We start from the raw sequence: 20,749 nt of genomic DNA on the forward strand, positions 1-20,749 counted from the left end.
TTCCTTAGTTGTCGGGGGACCGGCGGCCTGCGCGCCCGAACGCCCGCCGTGTTTCCTGAAGGGACGAGCGCAAGCTCGCCTTCTTGCGTTCGGGGTAGCCACCGTGCAATTCGAGGCCGAGGCGCAGCGCGCGCTTGACACCGCCACCGCCAAGGGGGCGCAGTACGCCGACGTCCGCTTCGGCGTGGTGCGCGACGAGCACGCAGAAGTGCGCAACGGCGTCGTCGCAGGACTCAACGATTCGGAGAGCAGCGGCTTTTCCGTGCGCGCGCTGGTGGACGGCGCGTGGGGTTTCGCGTCGAGCGCGCTCATCGAACCTTCCGAGATCGACCGCGTCGCGGCTCTGGCGGCCGACATCGCCCGCGCGAGCGGCGCCGTCCAGACGCACCGCATCGACATGCAGCCCGCAGGCAAGTTCGTCGACAGCTACAAGACGCCGGTGGCGATCGACCCGGCGACGGTCTCGACATCCGACCGCGTCGCCTACCTGCTCGCGGTCGACAAGGAGATCCGCGCGACTCCCGGCGTGACGGTCGGACGCTCTTGGATCGACGTGTGGCGCACCAAGAAATGCTTCGCCAGCACCGAGGGCAGCCGCATCGAACAGGATCTCGTGCAATGCGGCACCGCGCTCTCCGCGCTCGCGGTCGGCGAAGGCGACGTGCAAGACCGGCTCTATCCGGGAACGGCCGGACTGTATCAGACCGGCGGCTACGAGATCATCAACAACGCCAAGCTGCTCGAAAACGCGCGCCGCGCGGGCGAAGAGGCGGTCGCGCTGCTGAGCGCCGATCAAAGTCCGAGCGGCACGATGGATATCGTGCTTTCGAGCGACCAGATGTCGCTGCAGATCCACGAGTCGATCGGCCACGCGCTCGAATTAGACCGCGTGCTCGGCTGGGAAGCCAACTTCTCAGGTCTGTCGTTTGCCACGCTGGACAAACTCAACGCCTTCCGCTACGGCAGCGATATCGTGACCGTGGTCTGCGACATGACGTGCCCGCTCGCGCTGGCGACTGAAGGCTACGACGACGAGGGCACGCCGGCGGCCAGCGTGGACCTCATCCGCAACGGCATCCTCGTCGGCTACATGGCCGGGCGCGATACCGCGGACGCCGCAAAGGTCGATCTGGCGGGCGTGGTGCGCGCCGAGTACTGGGGCCGCCTGCCGATGATCCGCATCGGCAATGTCAATCTGATGCCTGGCGAGGCTGCCTCCCTGGAAGAGCTGTTCGACGGCGTCAAACACGGCATCTATATGGAAAGCAACCGCTCGTGGTCGATCGACGACAAGCGGCTGAACTTCCAATTCGGCTGCCAGATCGGCTACGAGATCGTGGACGGCAAGAAAGGCCGGCTGCTCAAGAACCCGACCTACGCGGGCATGACCCCGGCGTTCTGGGCTTCCTGCGATGCGATCGGCGACCGCTCGACCTGGGTGGCCTGGGGCACGCCGAACTGCGGCAAGGGCGAGCCGTTGCAGACCGCGCGATCGTGCCAAGGGTCGGCGCCGGCGCGCTTCCGCAACGTCGCTGTGGGAGTGGGCTATGGCGGTTGATTTCGTCGTCGACCAAGACGCGGTGCAAGAGGCGCTCGATCGGGCGCTGCACGCTTCGAAGGCGGACGAGACCGAAGCGCTGTTCATGGGCAGCGAGAGCGCGCTCACCCGCTACACGCACAACTACATCCACGAGAGCATGGTGGAGCGTAACTGGCAGCTCTCGGTGCGCGCGGTCGTCGGCAAGCGCATCGGCGTCGCGTCCACCAACCGGCTCGATGCCGCCAGCGTCGCCGAGGTCGTCGCGCGCGCCGGCGAGATGGCGCGCCTGGCGCCCGAGGATCACGATTTCCCCGGATTGCCCGATGACACAAGTCCGTGCGACGACATCCCTTCCACCTACGACGCCGCGACCGGATCGCTGGCGCCGGACGCGCGCGCCGACGCGGTCGCGCAGATCGTGCGCGTCATGCGGCGCCACGATCTCTACGCGGCGGGTTACGTCTCAAGCCGCTCGGACACCATCGCGGTGGCGAATTCCAAGGGCGTGCGCCGCTTCTTCCGCGGTTCCGACAGCGCCATCAATATCAAAGCGATCGGCGAGACCTCGAGCGGATACGCCGAGGGATATGCGCGCCGCTTCGCCGATCTTTCGCCGGCGACGCTTGCGGAGACCGCCGCGCGAAAAGCGGTCGACGGCGCGCAGCCGCACGTGCTCGAGCCCGGCAAGTACACCGTGATCCTCGAGCCGCCGGCCTTCCGCGAGTTCCTGGTGTATCTGTCGTGGATCGCGTTCGGCGCGCAGCCCTTCGAGCAAGGCTCGTCGTTCATGAGCGGCAAGCTCGGCGCGCAGGTGATGGGGACCAACGTCACCATCCGCGACGATTTCACACAGCCGCTCGGCCTGGGCATCCCCTTCGACTTCGAAGGGGCGCCGCGCTGGCCGGTGACCCTGGTCGAGAACGGCGTCGCCCAAGACGTCGTCTACGATTCGTATTATGCGGCCAAGCTCGATCACGTGAACACCGGCCACGCACTGCCTGCGCCGAATGCTGACGGACCGCTGCCGCTGAACGTCGTCATCGATCCGGGGGCGCGCACGCGCAGCGATATCATCGCCGGCGTTGAGAAGGGCGTCCTCGTCTCGCGGACCTGGTATATCAGGCTGGTCGATCAGAAGCAGACGGTCATCACCGGGATGACGCGCGACGGGCTCTTCCTCATCCAGAACGGCAAGATCGAGTGCGGCTTGAAGAACATGCGCTTCAACGAATCGATCGTCGGCGCGCTCGGGCGCTGCGAGCTGGCGAGCGAGCTCGTGCGCAGCGAAGGCCACGTGCTGCCGGCGGCGCGCATCGACGACTTCCACTTCACCAGCGGAACGGAATTCTAGTACGCGTCAGGGCGTCGACGGCGTCGGGCTCGATTCGGGCATCGGACGGCGCGGCTCATTGGGCATCAGCGGGATCCGGCGTTGCCCCATTCCGAGCTCGAGGGCGATCGCGCTGATGCTCGAGTACAGCGCGGTGCCTCGCGGATCGGCCGCGCACTGCAGATCAGGCGAACGCTGGCCGCGCCACCAGCCGAAGGTCGAGCTCCCGAATGACGCGCTCTTCATGCAGCGCCCCGCTCGCAGCGCCGAGAGCGGCATCGCCGACTGCAGGTCCGCGAAGAACGCGCCGGCCGTGTTCTCGCGCAGCGCGGCGGTGCGACGCACCGCGCCTTCGACGTACTCGACCTCGCCGCTGCGCTGCACGACGATCCGATACCCGGGCGAGTTCGTCGAACCCGTCTCCAAGATGACCGCCGCGTCGTGCGGCACGGGTAAGTAGGGCACCGGTTGCGCCGCGAACGCGGGCATGGCGGGCAACGCCAGCACGAAGGCGGCGGCGAGCGAGCGAGCAGTCATGCGAGAAAAGACCTTCATAAAGATAGAACGTGACGCTGCATGGCGGCGTCTCCGGCAGGCGTTAAAGGGCCGTGAGGAAAACCATTTCTGTCCTCAAGCCGAAGTGGCGAAACTGGCAGACGCGCAAGTTTCAGGTACTTGTGTCCGAAAGGACGTGCAGGTTCAAGTCCTGTCTTCGGCACGCACTCATGCGATCGTCCTACGCGCAAAGGGGAGTTCATGTCGTCCACGCTCGATCGGTCCGCCGTCCAATCCCAGCAAAACGTCTGGCAGATGGCGCAGCGCCAACTCGATGAAGTCGCGGCGCTCATCGGCCTCGACGAGAATATCCACGCCTACTTGCGCGAGCCCAAGCGCGTCTTGGCGGTGTCGGTCCCGGTCGGCATGGACAACGGGAAGCTCAAAGTGTTCGAGGGTTACCGCGTCCAGCACAATCTCTCGCGCGGTCCCGGCAAAGGCGGCATTCGCTTCCATCCGGACGTGACCCTCGACGAGGTCAAGGCGCTGGCGATGTGGATGACCTGGAAGTGCGCGCTGGCCAACATCCCGTTCGGCGGCGCCAAGGGCGGCGTGATCTGCGATACCAAAGCGATGTCGCTCAAAGAGCTCGAGGGCCTGACGCGCCGCTTCACCAGCGAGATCTCGATCATCATCGGACCCGAGAAAGACATCCCCGCGCCGGACGTCTATACGACGCCGCAGATCATGGCATGGATCATGGATACGTATTCGATGCAGAAGGGATACTCGATCCCCGGCGTCGTCACCGGCAAGCCGATCGCGATCGGCGGCTCGCTCGGGCGCGATAAGGCGACGGCGCGCGGCTGCCTGTACGTCACCAATGAAGCGATCAAGGAGCTCGGCATCAAACACGACGGCGCGCGCGTCGCCATTCAAGGGTTCGGCAATGCCGGCATGTATGCGGCAGAGCTGATGGCGGCGGACGGTTTCAGCGTCGTCGCCGTCTCAGACAGCCGCGGCGGCGTGGCCAACCCGAAGGGGCTGGACATCGCGGGCCTCACCGCGTTCAAGCAAGAGACAGGCACGGTCACCGGTTTCTCCGGCGGCGACCGCATCTCGAACAAAGACGTCTTGGAATACGACTGCGACGTGCTCGTCCCGGCAGCGCTCGAGAAAGTCATCACGCGCGAGAACGCGTCGCGCATCAGAGCCAAGATCGTCGCCGAAGCTGCCAACGGACCGACGCTGCCCGAAGCGGATCAGATCCTCCACGAGCGCGGCATCATGGTGCTGCCCGACATCTTGGCGAATGCGGGCGGCGTCAGCGTGTCGTACTTCGAGTGGGTGCAAGACCTGCAAGAGAACTTCTGGGAAGAGGACGAAGTCAACGAGCGCCTGCGCCGCAAGATGGTGCGCGCGTTCCGCGAGACGTTCGAACAGGCCAAGAAATATAAGACCGACATGCGCCACGGCGCCTACGTGGTGGCTGTCGGCCGGGTGGCCGAAGCGACCAAACTGCGCGGCATCTACCCCTAGGTGGCCCCGATGCGATGCCGGATCCTGGCGCGCGTCGCGGTGGTCGCGGTTCTTGTCTTGTTCTGCTGCGGCACGGCGCGCGCGGCACGGCAGCCGATGACGCTGCTCGTCGATGCGCGCGAAGCGCCGCGCAACATCATCCACGCGCAGATGACCATCCCGGTGACCGCCGGCGATCTCACCCTGTACTATCCGAAATGGATACCCGGCGAGCACGGGCCGACCGGACCCTTGAACGATCTCGCCGCGCTTCACGTCGAAGGCGGCGGGGCGACACTGTCCTGGCAGCGCGATCTCGTCGACCAGTACGCGTTCCATATCCGCGTGCCTGCGGGCGTCACATCGCTGGCCGTCTCGTTCGATTTTCTCATGACGCAAGACGACGTCATAGGGACGCCCGACATCCTCGTGTTGAACTGGAACCGCGCGCTGCTCTATCCGGCTGGGGCGCCGGTCAGCGACATCCCGGTGACGCCAAGCATCATCCTCCCGCAAGGATGGCAGTACGACACCGCGTTGCCGTCGCCGGCGCGCAACGGCCCGCGCGTTGACTTCGGAACCATCAGCCTGGAGAGGTTGGTCGATTCGCCGCTGGACGCTGGGCGCTACGTCCGCCAAGCGACTCTTTTGGATCAGCCGGATGCGACGAATGAGATCCACATCTTCGCCGCCACTCCTGCCGATCTCGATTTCGACGCCGACATGGTCGCCAAGCTCAAGAACCTAGTGACACAGGCCGACGATCTGTACGGCGCGCGTCACTGGACGCACTACCATTTCTTGCTCACGCTCAGCGACGCGATCGCGCCCGAAGGGATCGAGCACCACGAGTCGAGCGACAACCGGGAGATCGACACGTATCTGACCGATCCGAAGGCGTTTGACTCTAGCGCCGACCTCTTACCGCATGAGTTCTCGCATTCGTGGAACGGCAAGTACCGTAGGCCCGCCGACCTGACGACGACGGATTATCAAGAGCCGGAGAAGACCGATCTGCTGTGGATCTACGAAGGCCTGAACCAATACATCGGTGATGTGCTCTCGTACCGCAGCGGTTTGCGCGACCCCAAGGAATATCCGGACTACCTGGCCGGCCTGTACGCCGGACTGGACTACGAGCCAGGCAGGCTGACGACACCGTTGAGCGAGGTCGCCGTTGCCGCGCCGTATCTGTATGAAGCACCCAGGCAGTGGACCCAGGAACGGCGCACCACCGACGACTTCTACGACGAAGGCGAATTGGTGTGGCTCGACGCCGACACGCTGATCCGCCAAGCGAGCAACGGTTCGAAGTCGCTCGACACGTTCATGAAAGGGTTCTTCGGTCCGCCGAGCACGCCGCCGATGGTCCGGACCTACACATACGGCGACGTCGTGGCGGCGCTCAACGCGGTGCAGCCGTATGACTGGGACGCGTTCTTCAAGACGCGCGTCTACACGGTGATGAAACATCCGCCGTCCGAGTGGCTCGCTCGAGCTGGGTATCGATTGACGTTCAACGACGTGCCCAACGCCACTGACGAGATCGTCGAGGAGGCGCGCAACACGATCGATCTGCGCTATTCGATCGGCGTCGTCGTGCGATCGGAAAATGACGATTCATCGCCCGGCGAAGTGGGCAACGTGCTGACGGGATCGCCGGCAGCGATAGCGGGTCTTGGTGCCGGGATGAAGATCGTGGCGGTGAATTGGCGCGCGTTCAGCGCCGATAGCTTGCATGCGGCGGTCAAGGCGTCGCGCGGCACGACCGCACCGATTACGCTCATCGTGCAAAGCGGTAAGACGTTCGCGCTGATCTCAATCGACTACCATGGCGGAGAGCGCTTCCCGCACCTCGAGCGCACGCAAGGGACGCCCGACATGCTGGCGGCGATCACCGCACCTCGCTGACGGCCTCCGCCGTCCCGCACGTGGGAGCCGCCTTGCGAGGCGCCGCGAACGGCGGGGATACCGCGAGAGGAGGTCCAGTGATGCCATACCTTCCAGGCATGGGTCGGCGCGAGTTCCTCATCGGGGGCGCGGCATTGGGCGGCACGCTGCTCGGTGCTCCCGCGCTCGCGCAAACGGTCACGCTTCCGTTTGCCAACGGCGCTCGGCCGGTGGCGACGTATCCGCAAAAGCGGCCGCTCATCGTCCTGACCACACGGCCGGTGCAGCTGGAGACGCCGTTCTCGATCTTCAACGAGAGCGAGTTCACGCCTAATGATGCGTTTTTCGTGCGCTGGCATCTCGCCGGCGTGCCGACCGACATAGACGTCAACGCATTCCGCATCAACGTTCACGGTTTGGTGACGACGCCTCTGCAGCTCAGCGTCGCTGACCTGAAGGCCGGTTTTGATGCCGTCGAGATCGCCGCTGTGTGCGAATGTTCCGGCAACAGCCGCGGCTTCTTCAGCCCGCGCGTGGCCGGCGGCCAGTGGGCCAACGGCGCAATGGGCAACGCGCTATGGAAGGGCGTACGCCTCAAAGACATCCTCGCCAAGGCGGGCGTGCGCGACGGCGCAGTGCAAGTCCGCCTGAACGGCGCGGAGACGCCGGTGCTTCCCGCCACTCCGGACTTCGTCAAGGCGCTCGACATAGACGTGGCGATGGGCGATGACGTCATCGTCGCCTATTCCATGAACGGCGCAGACCTGCCGGTGCTCAACGGCTATCCGGTGCGTCTGGTCGTTCCAGGATATTTCGCGACGTACTGGACGAAAATGCTCAACGACATCGAAGTGCTCTCCGAGACGGATCAGAACTTTTGGATGAAGACGGCGTATCGCATTCCGGCGGATCCCTGCGGCTGCCAGCAACCGGGCGCGACGGTCAAGACGGTGCCGATCACTCGTCTCACGGTGCGCTCATTCATCACCAGCGTGGCTGACGGCGCGCGCGTCGCGCCCAGCGTCGCATTGACGGTCAAAGGTATCGCCTTCGACAGCGGATACGGCATTCAGAGCGTCTTGTTCTCGGCGGATGGCGGCGGGCACTGGACGCCGGCAACCCTGGGCAAAGACTATGGCAAGTACGCTTTTCGGCCATGGCAGGCACGTTTCACCCCGCAAGCCGGCACGCAGTATGCGCTTGCATCCTTGGCGATGAACACCATCGGCGAGGCGCAACGTTTGGATAACCCGGTATGGAATCCCGGCGGCTATCTGCGCAACACGGTGGAGACCGTCCGCGTGGAGGCGTCGGCATCATGAAAAAGCTTACGGTTCTCTCGCTGGTGTTCGCAACCGGTTTGGCAGTCGTGGGCGTCGGCGTGACTCGTGCCGATTCGAACGGCTCCATCACATTGCCGCCGCCCGACATCACGTTCAACGACGGTCCGAATGTCGCGCTCGCGCAATCGAAGTGCTTGATCTGCCATTCCGCAGATTACGTCTACACGCAGCCACCGCTGACCAAAGCTCAGTGGACGGCCGAGGTGACGAAGATGCAAAAGGCATTCGGCGCCCCCATCGCTGATGCGGACATCCCGTTGCTCGTCGACTATCTGATGTCGCAGAACGGCAAGCAGAGCTGAGCCACGAAGGTTCCGTCGGGATCCGGCCGGCGGAATCGTTGGACGACATCCGGCTCGTCGCGCCGCTGTTCGATGCGTACCGCGTGTTCTACAAGGCGCCCTCCGATCCGCACGGCGCGTTCGCGTTTCTCCACGAGCGCTGGAGCCGGCGCGAATCCGCCTTGTTCATCGCGTTCGATGATGGTGTGCCGGTCGGCTTCGTGCACTTGTATCCACTGTTCTTGTCCGTGGCGATGCGCAGCCTCTGGCTGCTCAACGACCTCTACGTCCATCCCGGTTCGCGCAAAGCCGGCGTCGGCCGCCTGCTCATGCGGCGCGCCGAGCGGCACGCGCACGAAACCGGCGCGGCGGGCCTGACGCTGAGCACGGCCTTCGACAACAAAGCCGCCCAAGCGCTCTACACATCCGAGGGCTACGTGCGAGACGAGCACTTCTGGGTCTTCCTAAAGACCCTCGACGGCACGACGCCGTAAGGCCACAGCCGGCACCCCGCTTCCCAATCAGCCACGCACTCAAACCTGCGGCGCGCGGGTACAATGCTGATATGAAGAAAATCGCATCCGCCATCCTCGCCTGTCTGGCAGCGTCGCTCGTGCTGCCTGCCGTAGCGCGCGCAAGCGACGATCCGCCAAAGGCGTGGCAGGACGTGCGCGCGCTCGTCGTGCGCTTCAACGACGCACAGAATTCGCATGACCTCGACGTGATCGGCGCGCTGCTGCTCGACTCGCCGGACTTCACGTGGGCCGATGGACCGCTCACGCTGCGCGGTCACGACGCGGCCATGAGCCAGCTGGCAGCCATGTACCAATCAGCGACGTGGAGCGTCTTGCCGGATTATGGTTCCCTTAATATCAGGCTGTTGAGCCCCGACGCCGCCGACGTGTCCCTACCCGCCCAATTCAAGGAAGACGTTGCCAATCAAGACACGCTGGTCACGCGATCTGTCGTGTATGAACGCGCCATCAGAACCCCGCAAGGATGGCGACTGGCCAGCGTGACCGTGCAACCGCCGCTGACGAGCTCCCTCTAGCGTCCCGCAACCGGGGCGAGTTCGATAGGCCTGGCGAGAACCAGCGGCGATGAGTTTGGGGGATGAGGTCCGCGCAGGGCTAAGCGCGCACCCGAAGACGCTGCCGACCAAATACCTGTACGACGACCTCGGATCGGCGCTCTTCGAAGTCATCTGCCTCCTGCCCGAGTATTACCTCACCCGCGCCGAGGGCGCGATCTTGCGCGCGCACGCGCGCGACATCGTCGCGTCGGTCGGCGACTCGCTGGAGATCGTCGAGCTGGGTAGCGGCACCGCGACCAAGACCCGCCTGCTGCTGGACGCGGCGCTCGCGCGCCAGGGGGCGCTGCGCTACAGCCCTATCGACATCTCGCGGTCAGCGCTCGATCAGACCGTGCACGCGCTCAACGCCGAATATCCGGCGATCACGGTCGATCCGCACGTCGCGGACTACCATGAAGGTCTGCGCCGCTTCTCGCGCAACGGCGTCGAACGCACGCTCGTCCTGTTCCTCGGTTCGAACATCGGAAACTTCGAGCCCTACGAGGCCCAGCGGACGCTGCGCGCGGTCCGCGAGACGTTGCGGTCGGGTGATTCGCTGCTCATGGGCGCGGACATGAAGAAAGACATCGCGATCATCGAAAGCGCATACAACGATAAGCTTGGCGTCACCGCTGCGTTCAACAAGAACCTGCTGCTGCGCATCAACCGCGAACTCGGCGGACATTTCGACCTCGACGCGTTCCGGCACCGCGCTTCGTACAACGCCGCCGAGGGGCGCGTCGAAATGCACCTCGTCAGCGACGCTGCGCAAGACCTCGCGATAGACAACCTCGGGATGAACGTCCATTTCGATCCGGGCGAGAGCATCCACACCGAGTCGTCGTACAAGTACGACGCCGATCAGATCAAGGCGCTCGCCCATGCGACCGGCTTCGAGGTCGCCAAGACGTGGAAGGACGCCGAGAGCACGTTCACATCGAATCTCCTCGTCGCACGTTAGCTTGGCGCCACCAGGTGGCGGCGATATCTCGCCTCTGCTCGCCGCAACAGGAAATCAACCGTGAGCGCGAGCGCCGCTGACACAAGCGCGCCTGCGACCGCCTTATCCGGATAGTCCGCCTGGATGCCTCCGAGCACGAGCGTGCCCAAGCCGCCCGCGTCGATCCACGCAGCGACGTTGGCGATGCCGATGATCGACACGGCCGCGATGCGCACACCGCCTAGCGCTACCGGCATGGCCAAGGGGCGCTCGACGCGCCAGAAAACCTGCCACCCGTCCATACCCATGCCGCGCGCGGCTTCACGCGCGGCCGGATCGACGCCGTCGATGCCCGCAGCGATGTTGCGCACAAGGATCATCTGCGCGTAGGCCGCTAGCGCCACCAGCGCGGTCGTGAAACCCAAGCCCAGCACCGGGATGAGCAGCGCGAACAGCGCCAGGCTCGGAATCGTGTAGATCGCGCCCAGCAGCGCGAAGATCGGCGTGCGGGCGAACTTGGAGCGCGCGGCCAGTACGCCGACGGGGATCGCGAACGCCAATGCGACCGCAAGCGCTGCGAAGCTCAGCCAGATATGCTGGCCGAGCGCCTTTGCCACGATGTCGGGATGCGCGAAGATATAGTGCACGTCAGGCCTTCGCCGTCGCCGGCCGCGCGGCTCTTCGGATATCGGCAAGCGTCAGCGAACCTAGCGGCGAGCCGCGCGCATCGACCACGAGCAGCGACTCGACGCCTGCCTGCATCATCAATGACAGCGCCGTCCGCAAATCGCGGTCCACGCCGATGCGATGCCCGCTCGCAGGCGTCGACGACCCCGCTGCGGACATCGCGGCCGAGACCTTCATCACGGAAAAACGGCGCATCACGTCGTCGGCGTTGAGCAGCGCGGCGACGAACACGTTAGCGGGCCCGGTGATGATCTCGAGCGGCGTGCCCGCCTGCTCGATGCGCCCGCCCCGCATCACCACGAGCACATCGGCGAGGCGCAGGGCTTCATCCACGTCGTGCGTCACGAACAGCACGGTCTTGTGCAGCCGCGCATGGAGCGCCGCGAGCTCAGCCTGAAGCCGCTCGCGCTCGATGGCGTCGAGCGCGCCGAAGGGCTCGTCCATCAACAGGATCTTCGGGTCCGCCGCCAACGCGCGCGCCAGCCCGACCCGCTGTTGCTGGCCGCCCGAGAGTTGCGCGGGATAGCGCGAGCGGTACTGTTGCGGTTCGAGGTGCACGAGCGCGAGCAGCTCGTCGACCCGCGCGGCGATGCGCGCGCGGTCCCAATGCAGCAGCGAGGGCACGACGGCGATATTGTCCGCGACGGTCATGTGCGCGAACAGCCCGACCTGCTGGATCACGTAACCGATGCCGCGCCGCAAAGGGACCGGATCCACGCTCGTGACGTCGACACCATCCACCAGCACTCGGCCGGCCGTGAGGTCGTAGAGGCGGTTGACCGTCTTGAGCAGCGTCGTCTTGCCGCTGCCCGAAGGCCCGACAAGGACGGCGAACGTGCCGGACGCGATCTCCAGGCTGACGTCGTTGACCGCGTGGTCGCCGCCGGGATAGGTCTTGACGGCGTGGTCGAAAGCGATCGCCGGCGTGGCGTCTGGCATGGCCTAGATGAGCGCGGCTTGCGTGAGGAATGCCCGCGCCACGTCGTCCGGCTCCTGACGTTGTCCGTCGACCTGCTGGTTGAGACGGCGCATGACCGTGTCGGTCAGCAGCGGCGCGAGGCGGTTGAGCGTCGGAGCGATCTGCGGATGTGCCTGCAGCGTCACGGCGCGGACCACCGGGGCGACCGCGTAGGGCGGGAAGAAATGCCGATCGTCGTCGAGCACGACCAAGTGGTCGGTGTCGATCTGGCCGTCGGTGCCGAAAGCGACGACCACGTCGACCGCTCCGGTCTCAAGCGCTTTGTACTTGAGCCCGATGTCGACCGGCACGACGCGTGCGAAGGCGAACCCGCCGTACGCCTTGACCAGTCCGGGCAGACCGTCGGGCCGCTCGAGGAACTCGTGCGGCGCGCCCAGGCGCAGCTTCGGCGCCTCGCGCGCGCAATCGCTCAAGTCGCGCAACCCGTATTTCGCCGCGAGCGCCTGCGTGGTGGCCAGCGCCTGCGTGTCGTTCATCGGCGCCGGGTCGAGCAGCACGAGGTCGTAGCGCTGCGCGTATTGCGTTTTTACCAGATCATAGACGGCGCGCCGGTCCGACAGCGGGGCCGCTTTGAGCACGACGAGCAAGGCCGTGCCCGTATACTCTGGATACAGATCGATGTCGCCGCGCGCAAGCGCCGGCATGATCACCTGGGTGCTGCCCAGATCGAGGCGGCGCTCGACCGGAAGGCCGGCGTGCTCGAGCAGCGCCGCGTACATCTGCCCGAGTATCAGCTCCTCGGTGAAGTTCTTCGAGCCGACCTTGACCGCGTTGCGGCGAGCGCACGCCGCCGGCGCGAGCGCCAGCGCCGTGAGTCCGGCAAGCGCCGCGCGCCGCGAGATCCGGTTGGGCATCATGCGTTTGCCAGCGCCGGTGCGGTGAGACGGCGTTGCGTGAAGCCGAGCAGCGCTTCCGCCGCGAGAGCGAGCAGCGCGACGCAGACCGCGCCGGCGAGCAGTTCGCCGATGTCGTCGTTCTGCAAGCCGGCGACGATGAGGTCGCCCAGGCCGCCTCCGCCGATGAACGCGGCGAGCGTCGCAGACGCGATGACCTCGACGGCGGCCGTGCGCACGCCGGCGAGCACGACGGGCGCGGCGAGCGGGGTCTCGACGCGGCGCAGGATCTGCTCTCGCAGCATGCCCATCCCAAGGGCCGCCTCGACCGCAGCTCGGTCGACGGAGCGGTAGCCGACATCGGTGTTGATGAGAATGGGCGGGATGGCCAGCAGCGTCAGCGCCACCAGCGCGGGTTTGGTGCCAAGACCCAGCACCGGCAGCACCAAGGCCAACACCGCCAGGCTCGGGATTGCACGCAACGCGGTCATCACGGTGACGACGCTCGAACCGGCCGGATGGCGCGATGTCCAGATGCCGAGCGGAATGCTCAGGCCGCACCCGATCGCCAGCGCGGAAAGGCTCAGACCGGCATGCACGAGCACGGCGTGCACTAACGCTGCGTGGTTCGCGCCGGCGTATGTCCACAGCGCTTGCGACGGTGTCACGAGGGCTCAGGTTCGGCCGCGAGCGCCGCACGCACCTCTTGATCCGAGACCTCGCGAAAGTCGGCGTAGTATCGCCCGACCGCGAAATGCCATTCGCGTGCGGGCACAAGCACGACGAGGCGGTCGCATTTCGCCCGCAGCCTCTCCAAGAAATCGCCGGGTGCGACCGGAACCGCGCACACCACGCGCACGGCACCGCGATTGCGCGCGGTTTCGAGCGCGCATAACATGGTCGCGCTGGTCGCGATGCCGTCGTCGACGAGGATCGCCGTCCGCCCCGCCAGATGGATCGGCGCCCGCCCGCCGCGCAATTCGAACTCCAGCGCGTCGGCACGCGCGCGGGCGCCCGCGATGAGCTCGTCAAGCTTGTCAGATGCCACGTCGCGAGCGTGCTCGGTGAGGACCACGTCGCCGGCGGCCGACACGGCGCCCATCGCCAGCTCCGGTTGCGATGGATGGCCGACCTTGCGTACGACGCACACGTCGAGCGGCGCGCGAAGCGCATGTGCCACCGGCGCCGCGACCAAGACGCCGCCGCGCGCGATGCCGAGCACGACGGGCGATGCCTCGTCGCGCAAGCGGTCCGCGAGCAACGTGCCCGCTGCTCTACGGTCGGGGAAGATTTTCGGGAGTCGGGTTGGCTGAGAACGCGCGCACGCCGAACTGGCTCGCGCTGACACGCTCGGTCACATATTCGTTCAAGCGATGGCGCTCTTCATCGCTGATCCAGACGAAACGCACGCCATAGCGCGCATGGAAGCCGCCATTACCGCCTTGGGCGTACACGACGCGCGCTTGCATATCGTAACGTTGTTGGAAGCCGAAATACATGGAAATGCCGATCTGTTCGCCGACGCGCAGGCGCTGGTGGGTGCGCAGACAGGCGCCGCCGGCCGACACGTCTTGTAAGATGGCGGGTTGTTCTTGGCCCCACGGCATGATCAAACGGACAGGTTCGCTCACCGCGAGACGCGAGGAGAGCCGTGGCTTTAGACCAGAGCCACCGGGCTTTTTCTTGAAGAGAAAACCAAAAATGGACATTTCGGAGCGTGCAGCCCCCGCCGTCCTTCTGGAAATGGCCCCCCAAGAGATAATGATACGTTTATGGTCGAGGAGCTGTCAAGCCGCAAGCTCGGAGAGCGGTCAACCGACTTCTTGCGGGAAGCTCACAACGCGGCCGGCGATAAGCTGCCCGTCGAGCACGAACGCGTTGCCGCCCGCGGCCCGGGCGACCCGTTTGTAGCGTGCCGTTCTGCCCTGCAGGCTCGCCAGGTTCGGCAGGGGTGGCGAGGTCGCGGTGATGCCGACGAGTGCCAAGCCGATGCTCGGCGGGACAGCGTTCCCATGTTCGACTGACGCAAGGTCGCGCGCCACATGGAGCGGGGCGGCTCTGCGCCCGAAGGCCTCGATGATGGCGCGTCCGAGGCGCTCGACGTTCGCCGGATCGCACACGGCGAGGAAATTGACGCCGCCCAGATGGCCGACTGTCGCCTGCCGGTCGTTCGACTCGGCGACCACGGTGGACAGCGTCTCGGCGAGCAGCGCGATCACCTCATCGCCGCGCTCGATGCCGAAACGCTCGTTGTACGCTCGGAAGTTGAGCAGATCGATGTGCAGCACCGCGAACGGCGTGTTGGATTCGCAGCGCCGGTCGATCTCTTGCTGCAGCGGGATGCGGCCGGGCAAACCGGTCAGCGGGTTGGTGTTGCGCGCCATCGTCGCTTGGAACTCGGTCATCGTGTGCAGCAGGTCGCGTACGGAGACAACGCCCGCGTACACGCCGTCTTCGAGCACGACGATCTCGTCGTACATCTCGGTGCTGCGCCGGTGCGTGACTTTGCGCGCCACCTCTTCGATCGAGTCCTTCGCGTCGACGGCCAGATACGAGTCGTCCATGACCAAGCGCACCGCGCGTTTCGAGTAGAGCGAGTATCCGAATTGCTGCGAGAGGCGCTCGTAGAGCTTGGTCCGGCTGACCAATCCCACCGGCGCGCCGAATTCGGTGAGCACGACGCTGTCGAGGTCGGCATTGCGATCGAAGATCTCGAGCAGTTCGCTCGTGTAGGCCGTCGGCATGAGCGCCGGCGCACGGCGGGTGATGGTGCTGACCGCCATGCGCTTGGGCATCGGCACGGCGCGCAGCGTGGATGAACGTTCGCGGATGAACGCGGCGATCTCGGGCTTGGGCTCGATGAACCCGCTCGACGGCCGCCCTAACAGGAAACCCTGGCCGAGGTCGACGCCGATCTCGATGAGCGTCGCCAACTCGTCCACCGTCTCGATGCCTTCGGCGAGCACTTTGGCGTCGATGCGCTTGGCGAAGATGATGATCGCGGAGACGAGCGCGTTCTTGGCGCGGTCGCGGTCGATGTCGCGCACCAGCGCCATGTCGAGCTTGATGAAGTGCGGCCGCACTTCGGTGACCGCGCGCAGGCTGTTGTGCCCGGCGCCGGCGTCATCGATCGCGACCTTGAAGCCCTGTCTATAATAGTAGAGCAGCGCGCGCTTGAGCAGGTCGAAGTCGGCGATCGCCTGCTTCTCGGTTATCTCCAGCACCACGCGCTCTTGCGCGAGACGGCTTTGCTCGATGACCTCGCGCGACAACCCCGCGTTTTGCTCCTCGAGCACGCGCGGGCTCAAGTTCAAGAACAGGTAGCAGCCGCTCGGGATGCCGGCAGCCGCCGCGATCGAGCGGAAACGGCAGACGCGTTCGAGGCGGTGGGTCGCGCCCACCGCAGCCGCCGCACCGAACAGCGCATCGGCGCCTTCGAGGCGCGTGCCGATCGGACCGCGCGAGAGCGCTTCGTACCCGAAGACGCTGCCGTCGGCGAGATTGATGATCGGCTGGAAGACGGAGCGGATGCGGTTCTCGTTGAGGACCTGTTCGAGGTCGTCGTCGCGCTCGGCGGTCGGCGCCGGCGCGGCGAAGATCATCGGGCTGTGCGGGGGCGCCGGCGCAGGCGGCGGTGATTGTGAGGGCCGTTCTTGTTGGCCGATCGCGGAGGGAACCGGTTCGAGCGGCGCCTCGATGCCCGACGCGATGGCGGCCGCCGTCTCGCCGGCTGACGGCGTCGGCCCGCCCGGCGTTTCGGTGGGCGCAGGCAGCGGCGACCGCTCGCCCGTGACGAAGCCGAGCAGCTTGCGGAATCTGCGTTTGATTCCTGAAGAGTCGTCCAAGGAGCTACCTCTATTACAGACCATCGGAGTGCCGCGACGGGACAATTAGCGCCGCGCGACACGCTGTCCCGCCGTCAGCCGCGGCCGGACACGCGTTCGCCCCCGCAGGGGGTCGCGTGCCACGGCCGAACCCGCGGCCTATGCTATCGCCCGAGCGCCCGTTCTCACGGGAGAGCGTGGAGAAAGCGCCTCGCATCCGCGGCGCGCAGGTCAAGCACTCGGTGTGCCCCTATTGCGCGGTCGGCTGCGCCCAGCTCGCCTACGTGAAGGACGGCGTCCTGCTCGACGTCGAGGGCGATCCGGACAGTCCGATCAACCGCGGCACGCTCTGCCCCAAGGGCGCGGCGACGTACCAATACGCCGTCAACCCGTTGCGCACGACGACCGTGAAGTATCGTGCGCCCTATTCGGACCATTGGGAGACCAAGCCGCTCGAGTGGGCGATGGAGCAGATCGCGCAGCGCATCAAGCAGACGCGCGACGAGACCTTCGTCGAGACGCTGCCCGACGGCACGACGGTGAACGCGTGCTACGCGATCGAGTCGCTCGGCGGCGCGACGCTCGACAACGAAGAGAACTATCTCATCAAGAAGCTGTTGTGCGGCGGCCTGGGCATCATCCCGATCGAAAACCAGGCGAGGATATGACATAGCAGCACGGTGCCCGGTCTGGGCACCTCGTTCGGCCGGGGCGGCGCGACGACGTTCCCGCAAGACCTCGTCAACTCCGATGCCGTTCTCATCATGGGTTCGAACATGGCCGAAGCCCACCCGGTGGCGTTCGCGCGCGTGCTCGAGGCCAAAGAACGCGGCGCGAAGCTCATCCACGTCGATCCGCATTTCTCGCGCACCTCGGCCATGGCCGATCTCTATCTGCAGATCCGCGCGGGCTCGGATATAGCGTTCTTAGGAGGCATCATCCGCTGGCTGCTCGTCAACGAGCGCTACTTCCACGACTACGTCTACTATTACACCAACGCGCTGACCGTCATCGACGACAAGTTCGAGGACAGCGAGGCGCTCGACGGACTGTTCTCGGGCTACGACCCACAGACACGCAGTTACGACACCTCGTCGTGGCAATACAAGCGCGACAAGAAGGGCAATACCGTCACCGATCCCGAGGCGAAGAAGCCGCGCACCGTGCTCAACCTGCTCAAGTACCACTTCGAGCGCTATACGCCCGAAGAGGTCGAGCGCATCTGCGGCGTCCCCAAGGACGGCTTCTTGCGCGTCTGCGAGATCCTCGCGGACAACTCCGGTCGCGAGCGCACCGCCGCGTTCTGCTATGCGCTCGGCTGGACGCAGCACAGCCACGGCGTGCAGAACATCCGCGCGGCGGCGATCGTGCAGCTGCTGCTGGGCAACATGGGCCGCCCGGGCGGCGGCATCATGGCGCTGCGCGGCCATGCGTCCATCCAGGGATCGACCGACGTGCCGACGCTGTACGATCTGCTCTCGGGCTACATGCCGCAGCCCAGCGCGCTGCTCGATCACGGCACGCTCGAGAAATACATCAAGGCGGCGTGGCGGCCGACCGGCTGGTGGGCGAATTTCCCGAAGTACATCGTGTCGTTCTTGAAGGCGTGGTACGGCGCCGCGGCGACCGTGGAGAACGACTATCGCTTCGACTGGGTCGCCAAGACCAACGGCGACCATTCGCATCTCGCCTCCACCTTCGCGATGGTCGAAGGCAAGATCAAGGGCATGCTGATCATGGGGCAAAATCCGGCGTCCGGCTCGGCGCACGCGCGCCTGCAGCGCAGGGCTCTGTCGAATCTGGATTGGCTGGTCGTACGCGATCTCTACGAGATCGAGTCGGCGGCGTTCTGGTATGCGGCGCCGGACGGCGAGGACCCGGCCGCGATCAAGACCGAGATATTCTTCGTCCCCGCTGCTTCGCACTTGGAAAAGGAAGGCTCGTTCACCAACACACAGCGGCTGGTGCAGTGGCGCGATAAAGCGATCGACCCGCCGGGCGAGGCGCGCAGCGACGCATGGTTCATCCATCAGCTCGCCAAGCGCCTCAAGAAGCTCTATGCGGGCAGCAAGCTCAAACGCGACGCGCCGATCCAAGCGCTGACCTGGGAGTACGATCGCGCGGAGCCCGAGCCGGGGTCGAAGGTGCTCGACGAGCCCGATCTGGACCGCGTCGTGCAAGAGATCAACGGCTGCGAGATCGCGACGGGCAAGCTGCTGGGCGGCTTCGCCGAGCTCAAAGACGACGGCACGACCGCGTGCGGCTCGTGGATCTACAGCGGCATCCATCCGGAGCCCGGGCGCAATAAAGCGGCGTCGCGCGACAATCGCGGCCGCGTGTTCCCGAACTGGGGCTGGTCCTGGCCGGCGAATCGACGCATCCTTTATAATAGGGCGTCTGCCGACCCGTCGGGACGCCCGTGGTCCGAGCGCAAGAAGTACATCTGGTGGGACGAGGAGCAAAAGAAGTGGACGGGCGAGGACGTGCCCGACTTCCCGGCCACCAAGGATCCGGAGACCCCCGCCAAGCCGGGCGCGGGCGGCATGGATGCATTGTCAGGCAGCGACCCGTTCATCATGATGCCGGACGGCCGTGGCTGGCTGTTCGTGCCCAAGGGGCTCAAAGATGGTCCAATGCCGACGCACTACGAGCCCTATGAATCGCCGGTGCACAACGCGCTGTACGGACAGCAGTCAAATCCGACCGCCAAGACGTTCGCCAAGACGGGCGACAACCCGATCGCGGCGCCCGAGGACCCCGACTATCCGGTCGTCATGACGACGTACCGCGTGACCGAGCATCATGTCACCGGGGCGATGACGCGCTGGCTGCCGTGGCTCGCGGAGCTGCAGCCCGAAGCGTTCGTCGAGCTGAGCCCACAGCTCGCGGCCGCGAAAGGGATCGTGAACGGCGGCTGGGTGACCGTCAGCACGCTGCGCGGGCAGTTCGAGGGCCGGGCGCTGGTCACACCGCGCATGCACCCGCTGCAGATCCAAGGCAAGCTGATCGACCAGATCGGAGTGCCGGTGCATTGGAGCTACATGGGGGTGACCAAGGGCGACACACCCAATGACCTCACCCATCTCGTGCTGGAGCCTAACGTGTCGATCTACGAGGTGAAGGCCATCACCTGTAACGTCCGCGCCGGCAGGCGCACCGGAGCGACGACCGCACCGGTCGCGCCAAAGACCGAATCCGCATGAGCTTTTTCCAAGCGTTCGAACGGGTCGAGCCGCCGCCTCAAGCGCGGCCGATGGGTTTTTTCACCGATTCGTCGGTGTGCATCGGCTGCAAGGCGTGCGAAGTCGCCTGCAAACAGTGGAACGAGCTGCCCGCGGACGGCCAGAAATTCACCGGCATGTCGTACGACAACACCGTCGCGCTCGGTGCGACGACGTGGCGCCATGTCCAATTCATCGAGCAGCAAGACGAGCGCGGCGCGATGCGCTGGCTGTTCAACAGCGACGTGTGCAAGCATTGCGTGGATGCGCCGTGCGAGAACGCGTGTCCGACCGGTTCGCTCATCCGCACCGAATTCGACACCGTGTACGTGCAGCAGGACATCTGCAACGGCTGCGGTTATTGCGTCGTCGCGTGCCCGTTCGGCGTCATCGAGACGGCGCACGCCGCGCCGAACACGGATGGCGCCGCGCATAAGTGCACGCTGTGCTACGACCGGCTCAAGGACGGTATGGAACCGGCGTGCGCCAAAGCCTGTCCGACGGACTCGATCCTCTTCGGCGAGGTCGATCAGCTGCGCGAGTACGCGGCGCGCCGCGTCGAGGTCCTGCAAGCGCGCGGCGAGAGCAAGGCCCAGCTGTACGGCATGCCCGCGCAAGACCACGCGCTCGGCGGCCTCAACTCGTTCTTCTTGCTGCTCGACGAACCGGAGAAGTACAATCTCCCGCGCTATCCGCGCTCGCCTAAGCGCGCCATGGCCAAGGGCTATCTGTGGGGCCTGGGCGCCGCGATCGTCGTAGCGGCGACCATGGCGCTCATGTTCGACTCGGACTGACG

General features: G+C 65.7%; 19 protein-coding genes and 1 tRNA gene. 12 read left to right on the top strand and 8 right to left on the bottom strand.

The annotated features are described in order from the left end of the window. Positions 1-103 precede the first annotated feature (103 nt). Both VKF82_00455 and VKF82_00460 read left to right on the top strand, forming a co-directional pair. Positions 104-1,558, top strand: a complete 1,455-nt coding sequence (locus VKF82_00455; protein ID HME80524.1) for a TldD/PmbA family protein — start codon at positions 104-106, stop codon at positions 1,556-1,558. Continuing rightward, the gene (locus tag VKF82_00460; protein ID HME80525.1) at positions 1,548-2,891 is read left to right on the top strand and encodes a TldD/PmbA family protein; all 1,344 of its coding nucleotides are present in this window, start codon (positions 1,548-1,550) and stop codon (positions 2,889-2,891) included. The genes VKF82_00455 and VKF82_00460 overlap by 11 nt, the downstream gene beginning before the upstream one ends. A 6-nt stretch (positions 2,892-2,897) precedes the next feature. On the opposite strand, the gene VKF82_00465 is transcribed toward VKF82_00460, so the two are convergent. Beyond that, positions 2,898-3,407, bottom strand: a complete 510-nt coding sequence (locus VKF82_00465) for a hypothetical protein (GenBank protein HME80526.1) — start codon at positions 3,405-3,407, stop codon at positions 2,898-2,900. A gap of 97 nt (positions 3,408-3,504) precedes the next feature. Here VKF82_00465 and VKF82_00470 point away from each other — a divergent pair. The 8 genes from VKF82_00470 to egtD all read left to right on the top strand — a co-directional run bounded on the left by VKF82_00470 (position 3,505) and on the right by egtD (position 10,430). Then, a tRNA-Leu gene (locus VKF82_00470) sits at positions 3,505-3,588 on the top strand. Positions 3,589-3,626: 38 nt separating this feature from the next. Beyond that, positions 3,627-4,904 carry a Glu/Leu/Phe/Val dehydrogenase gene (locus VKF82_00475; protein ID HME80527.1) on the top strand — a complete coding sequence of 426 codons (1,278 nt, stop codon included), beginning with the start codon at positions 3,627-3,629 and terminating at the stop codon, positions 4,902-4,904. Between the two features lie 9 nt (positions 4,905-4,913). Further along, positions 4,914-6,794: a PDZ domain-containing protein gene (locus VKF82_00480; protein HME80528.1), complete on the top strand. Its 1,881-nt coding sequence runs from the start codon at positions 4,914-4,916 to the stop codon at positions 6,792-6,794. Positions 6,795-6,874: 80 nt separating this feature from the next. Beyond that, positions 6,875-8,095 carry a molybdopterin-dependent oxidoreductase gene (locus tag VKF82_00485; protein HME80529.1) on the top strand — a complete coding sequence of 407 codons (1,221 nt, stop codon included), beginning with the start codon at positions 6,875-6,877 and terminating at the stop codon, positions 8,093-8,095. Then, positions 8,092-8,418, top strand: coding sequence for a hypothetical protein (locus VKF82_00490; protein ID HME80530.1), 327 nt, complete (start codon positions 8,092-8,094; stop codon positions 8,416-8,418). The genes VKF82_00485 and VKF82_00490 overlap by 4 nt, the downstream gene beginning before the upstream one ends. A 38-nt stretch (positions 8,419-8,456) precedes the next feature. After that, entirely contained in the window at positions 8,457-8,891 is a 435-nt protein-coding gene (locus VKF82_00495) for a GNAT family N-acetyltransferase (protein HME80531.1), read from the top strand. A 71-nt stretch (positions 8,892-8,962) separates the two neighbouring features. Then, entirely contained in the window at positions 8,963-9,448 is a 486-nt protein-coding gene (locus VKF82_00500; protein HME80532.1) for a nuclear transport factor 2 family protein, read from the top strand. A gap of 49 nt (positions 9,449-9,497) precedes the next feature. Next, positions 9,498-10,430 (top strand): L-histidine N(alpha)-methyltransferase, encoded by a 933-nt coding sequence (gene egtD, locus VKF82_00505; protein HME80533.1) that lies wholly within the window; start codon positions 9,498-9,500, stop codon positions 10,428-10,430. On the opposite strand, the gene VKF82_00510 is transcribed toward egtD, so the two are convergent. The 7 genes from VKF82_00510 to VKF82_00540 all read right to left on the bottom strand — a co-directional run bounded on the left by VKF82_00510 (position 10,427) and on the right by VKF82_00540 (position 16,753). Beyond that, entirely contained in the window at positions 10,427-11,056 is a 630-nt protein-coding gene (locus VKF82_00510) for an ABC transporter permease (protein HME80534.1), read from the bottom strand. The genes egtD and VKF82_00510 overlap by 4 nt on opposite strands. Position 11,057: 1 nt before the next feature. After that, a complete protein-coding gene (locus VKF82_00515; GenBank protein HME80535.1) occupies positions 11,058-12,035 on the bottom strand; it encodes an ABC transporter ATP-binding protein in 978 nt (325 codons plus the stop codon). 3 nt (positions 12,036-12,038) lie between these two features. Then, positions 12,039-12,932: a glycine betaine ABC transporter substrate-binding protein gene (locus VKF82_00520; GenBank protein HME80536.1), complete on the bottom strand. Its 894-nt coding sequence runs from the start codon at positions 12,930-12,932 to the stop codon at positions 12,039-12,041. Beyond that, positions 12,929-13,576, bottom strand: coding sequence for an ABC transporter permease (locus VKF82_00525; protein HME80537.1), 648 nt, complete (start codon positions 13,574-13,576; stop codon positions 12,929-12,931). Before VKF82_00525 ends, VKF82_00520 begins: the two co-directional genes overlap by 4 nt. Next, positions 13,573-14,169 carry a phosphoribosyltransferase family protein gene (locus tag VKF82_00530; GenBank protein ID HME80538.1) on the bottom strand — a complete coding sequence of 199 codons (597 nt, stop codon included), beginning with the start codon at positions 14,167-14,169 and terminating at the stop codon, positions 13,573-13,575. Before VKF82_00530 ends, VKF82_00525 begins: the two co-directional genes overlap by 4 nt. A gap of 13 nt (positions 14,170-14,182) precedes the next feature. Beyond that, positions 14,183-14,617 (bottom strand): PilZ domain-containing protein, encoded by a 435-nt coding sequence (locus tag VKF82_00535; GenBank protein ID HME80539.1) that lies wholly within the window; start codon positions 14,615-14,617, stop codon positions 14,183-14,185. 102 nt (positions 14,618-14,719) lie between these two features. Continuing rightward, positions 14,720-16,753 carry a GGDEF domain-containing protein gene (locus tag VKF82_00540; protein HME80540.1) on the bottom strand — a complete coding sequence of 678 codons (2,034 nt, stop codon included), beginning with the start codon at positions 16,751-16,753 and terminating at the stop codon, positions 14,720-14,722. Between the two features lie 140 nt (positions 16,754-16,893). Between VKF82_00540 and fdnG the strand changes: the two genes are divergently transcribed. Further along, positions 16,894-19,935, top strand: coding sequence for a formate dehydrogenase-N subunit alpha (gene fdnG, locus VKF82_00545; GenBank protein ID HME80541.1), 3,042 nt, complete (start codon positions 16,894-16,896; stop codon positions 19,933-19,935). Next, positions 19,932-20,747, top strand: a complete 816-nt coding sequence (locus tag VKF82_00550; GenBank protein ID HME80542.1) for a 4Fe-4S dicluster domain-containing protein — start codon at positions 19,932-19,934, stop codon at positions 20,745-20,747. The genes fdnG and VKF82_00550 overlap by 4 nt, the downstream gene beginning before the upstream one ends. Positions 20,748-20,749 lie beyond the last annotated feature (2 nt).

This window comes from Candidatus Eremiobacteraceae bacterium (genome assembly GCA_035314825.1).
Classification (GTDB): Bacteria; Vulcanimicrobiota; Vulcanimicrobiia; order Eremiobacterales; family Eremiobacteraceae; genus JAFAHD01.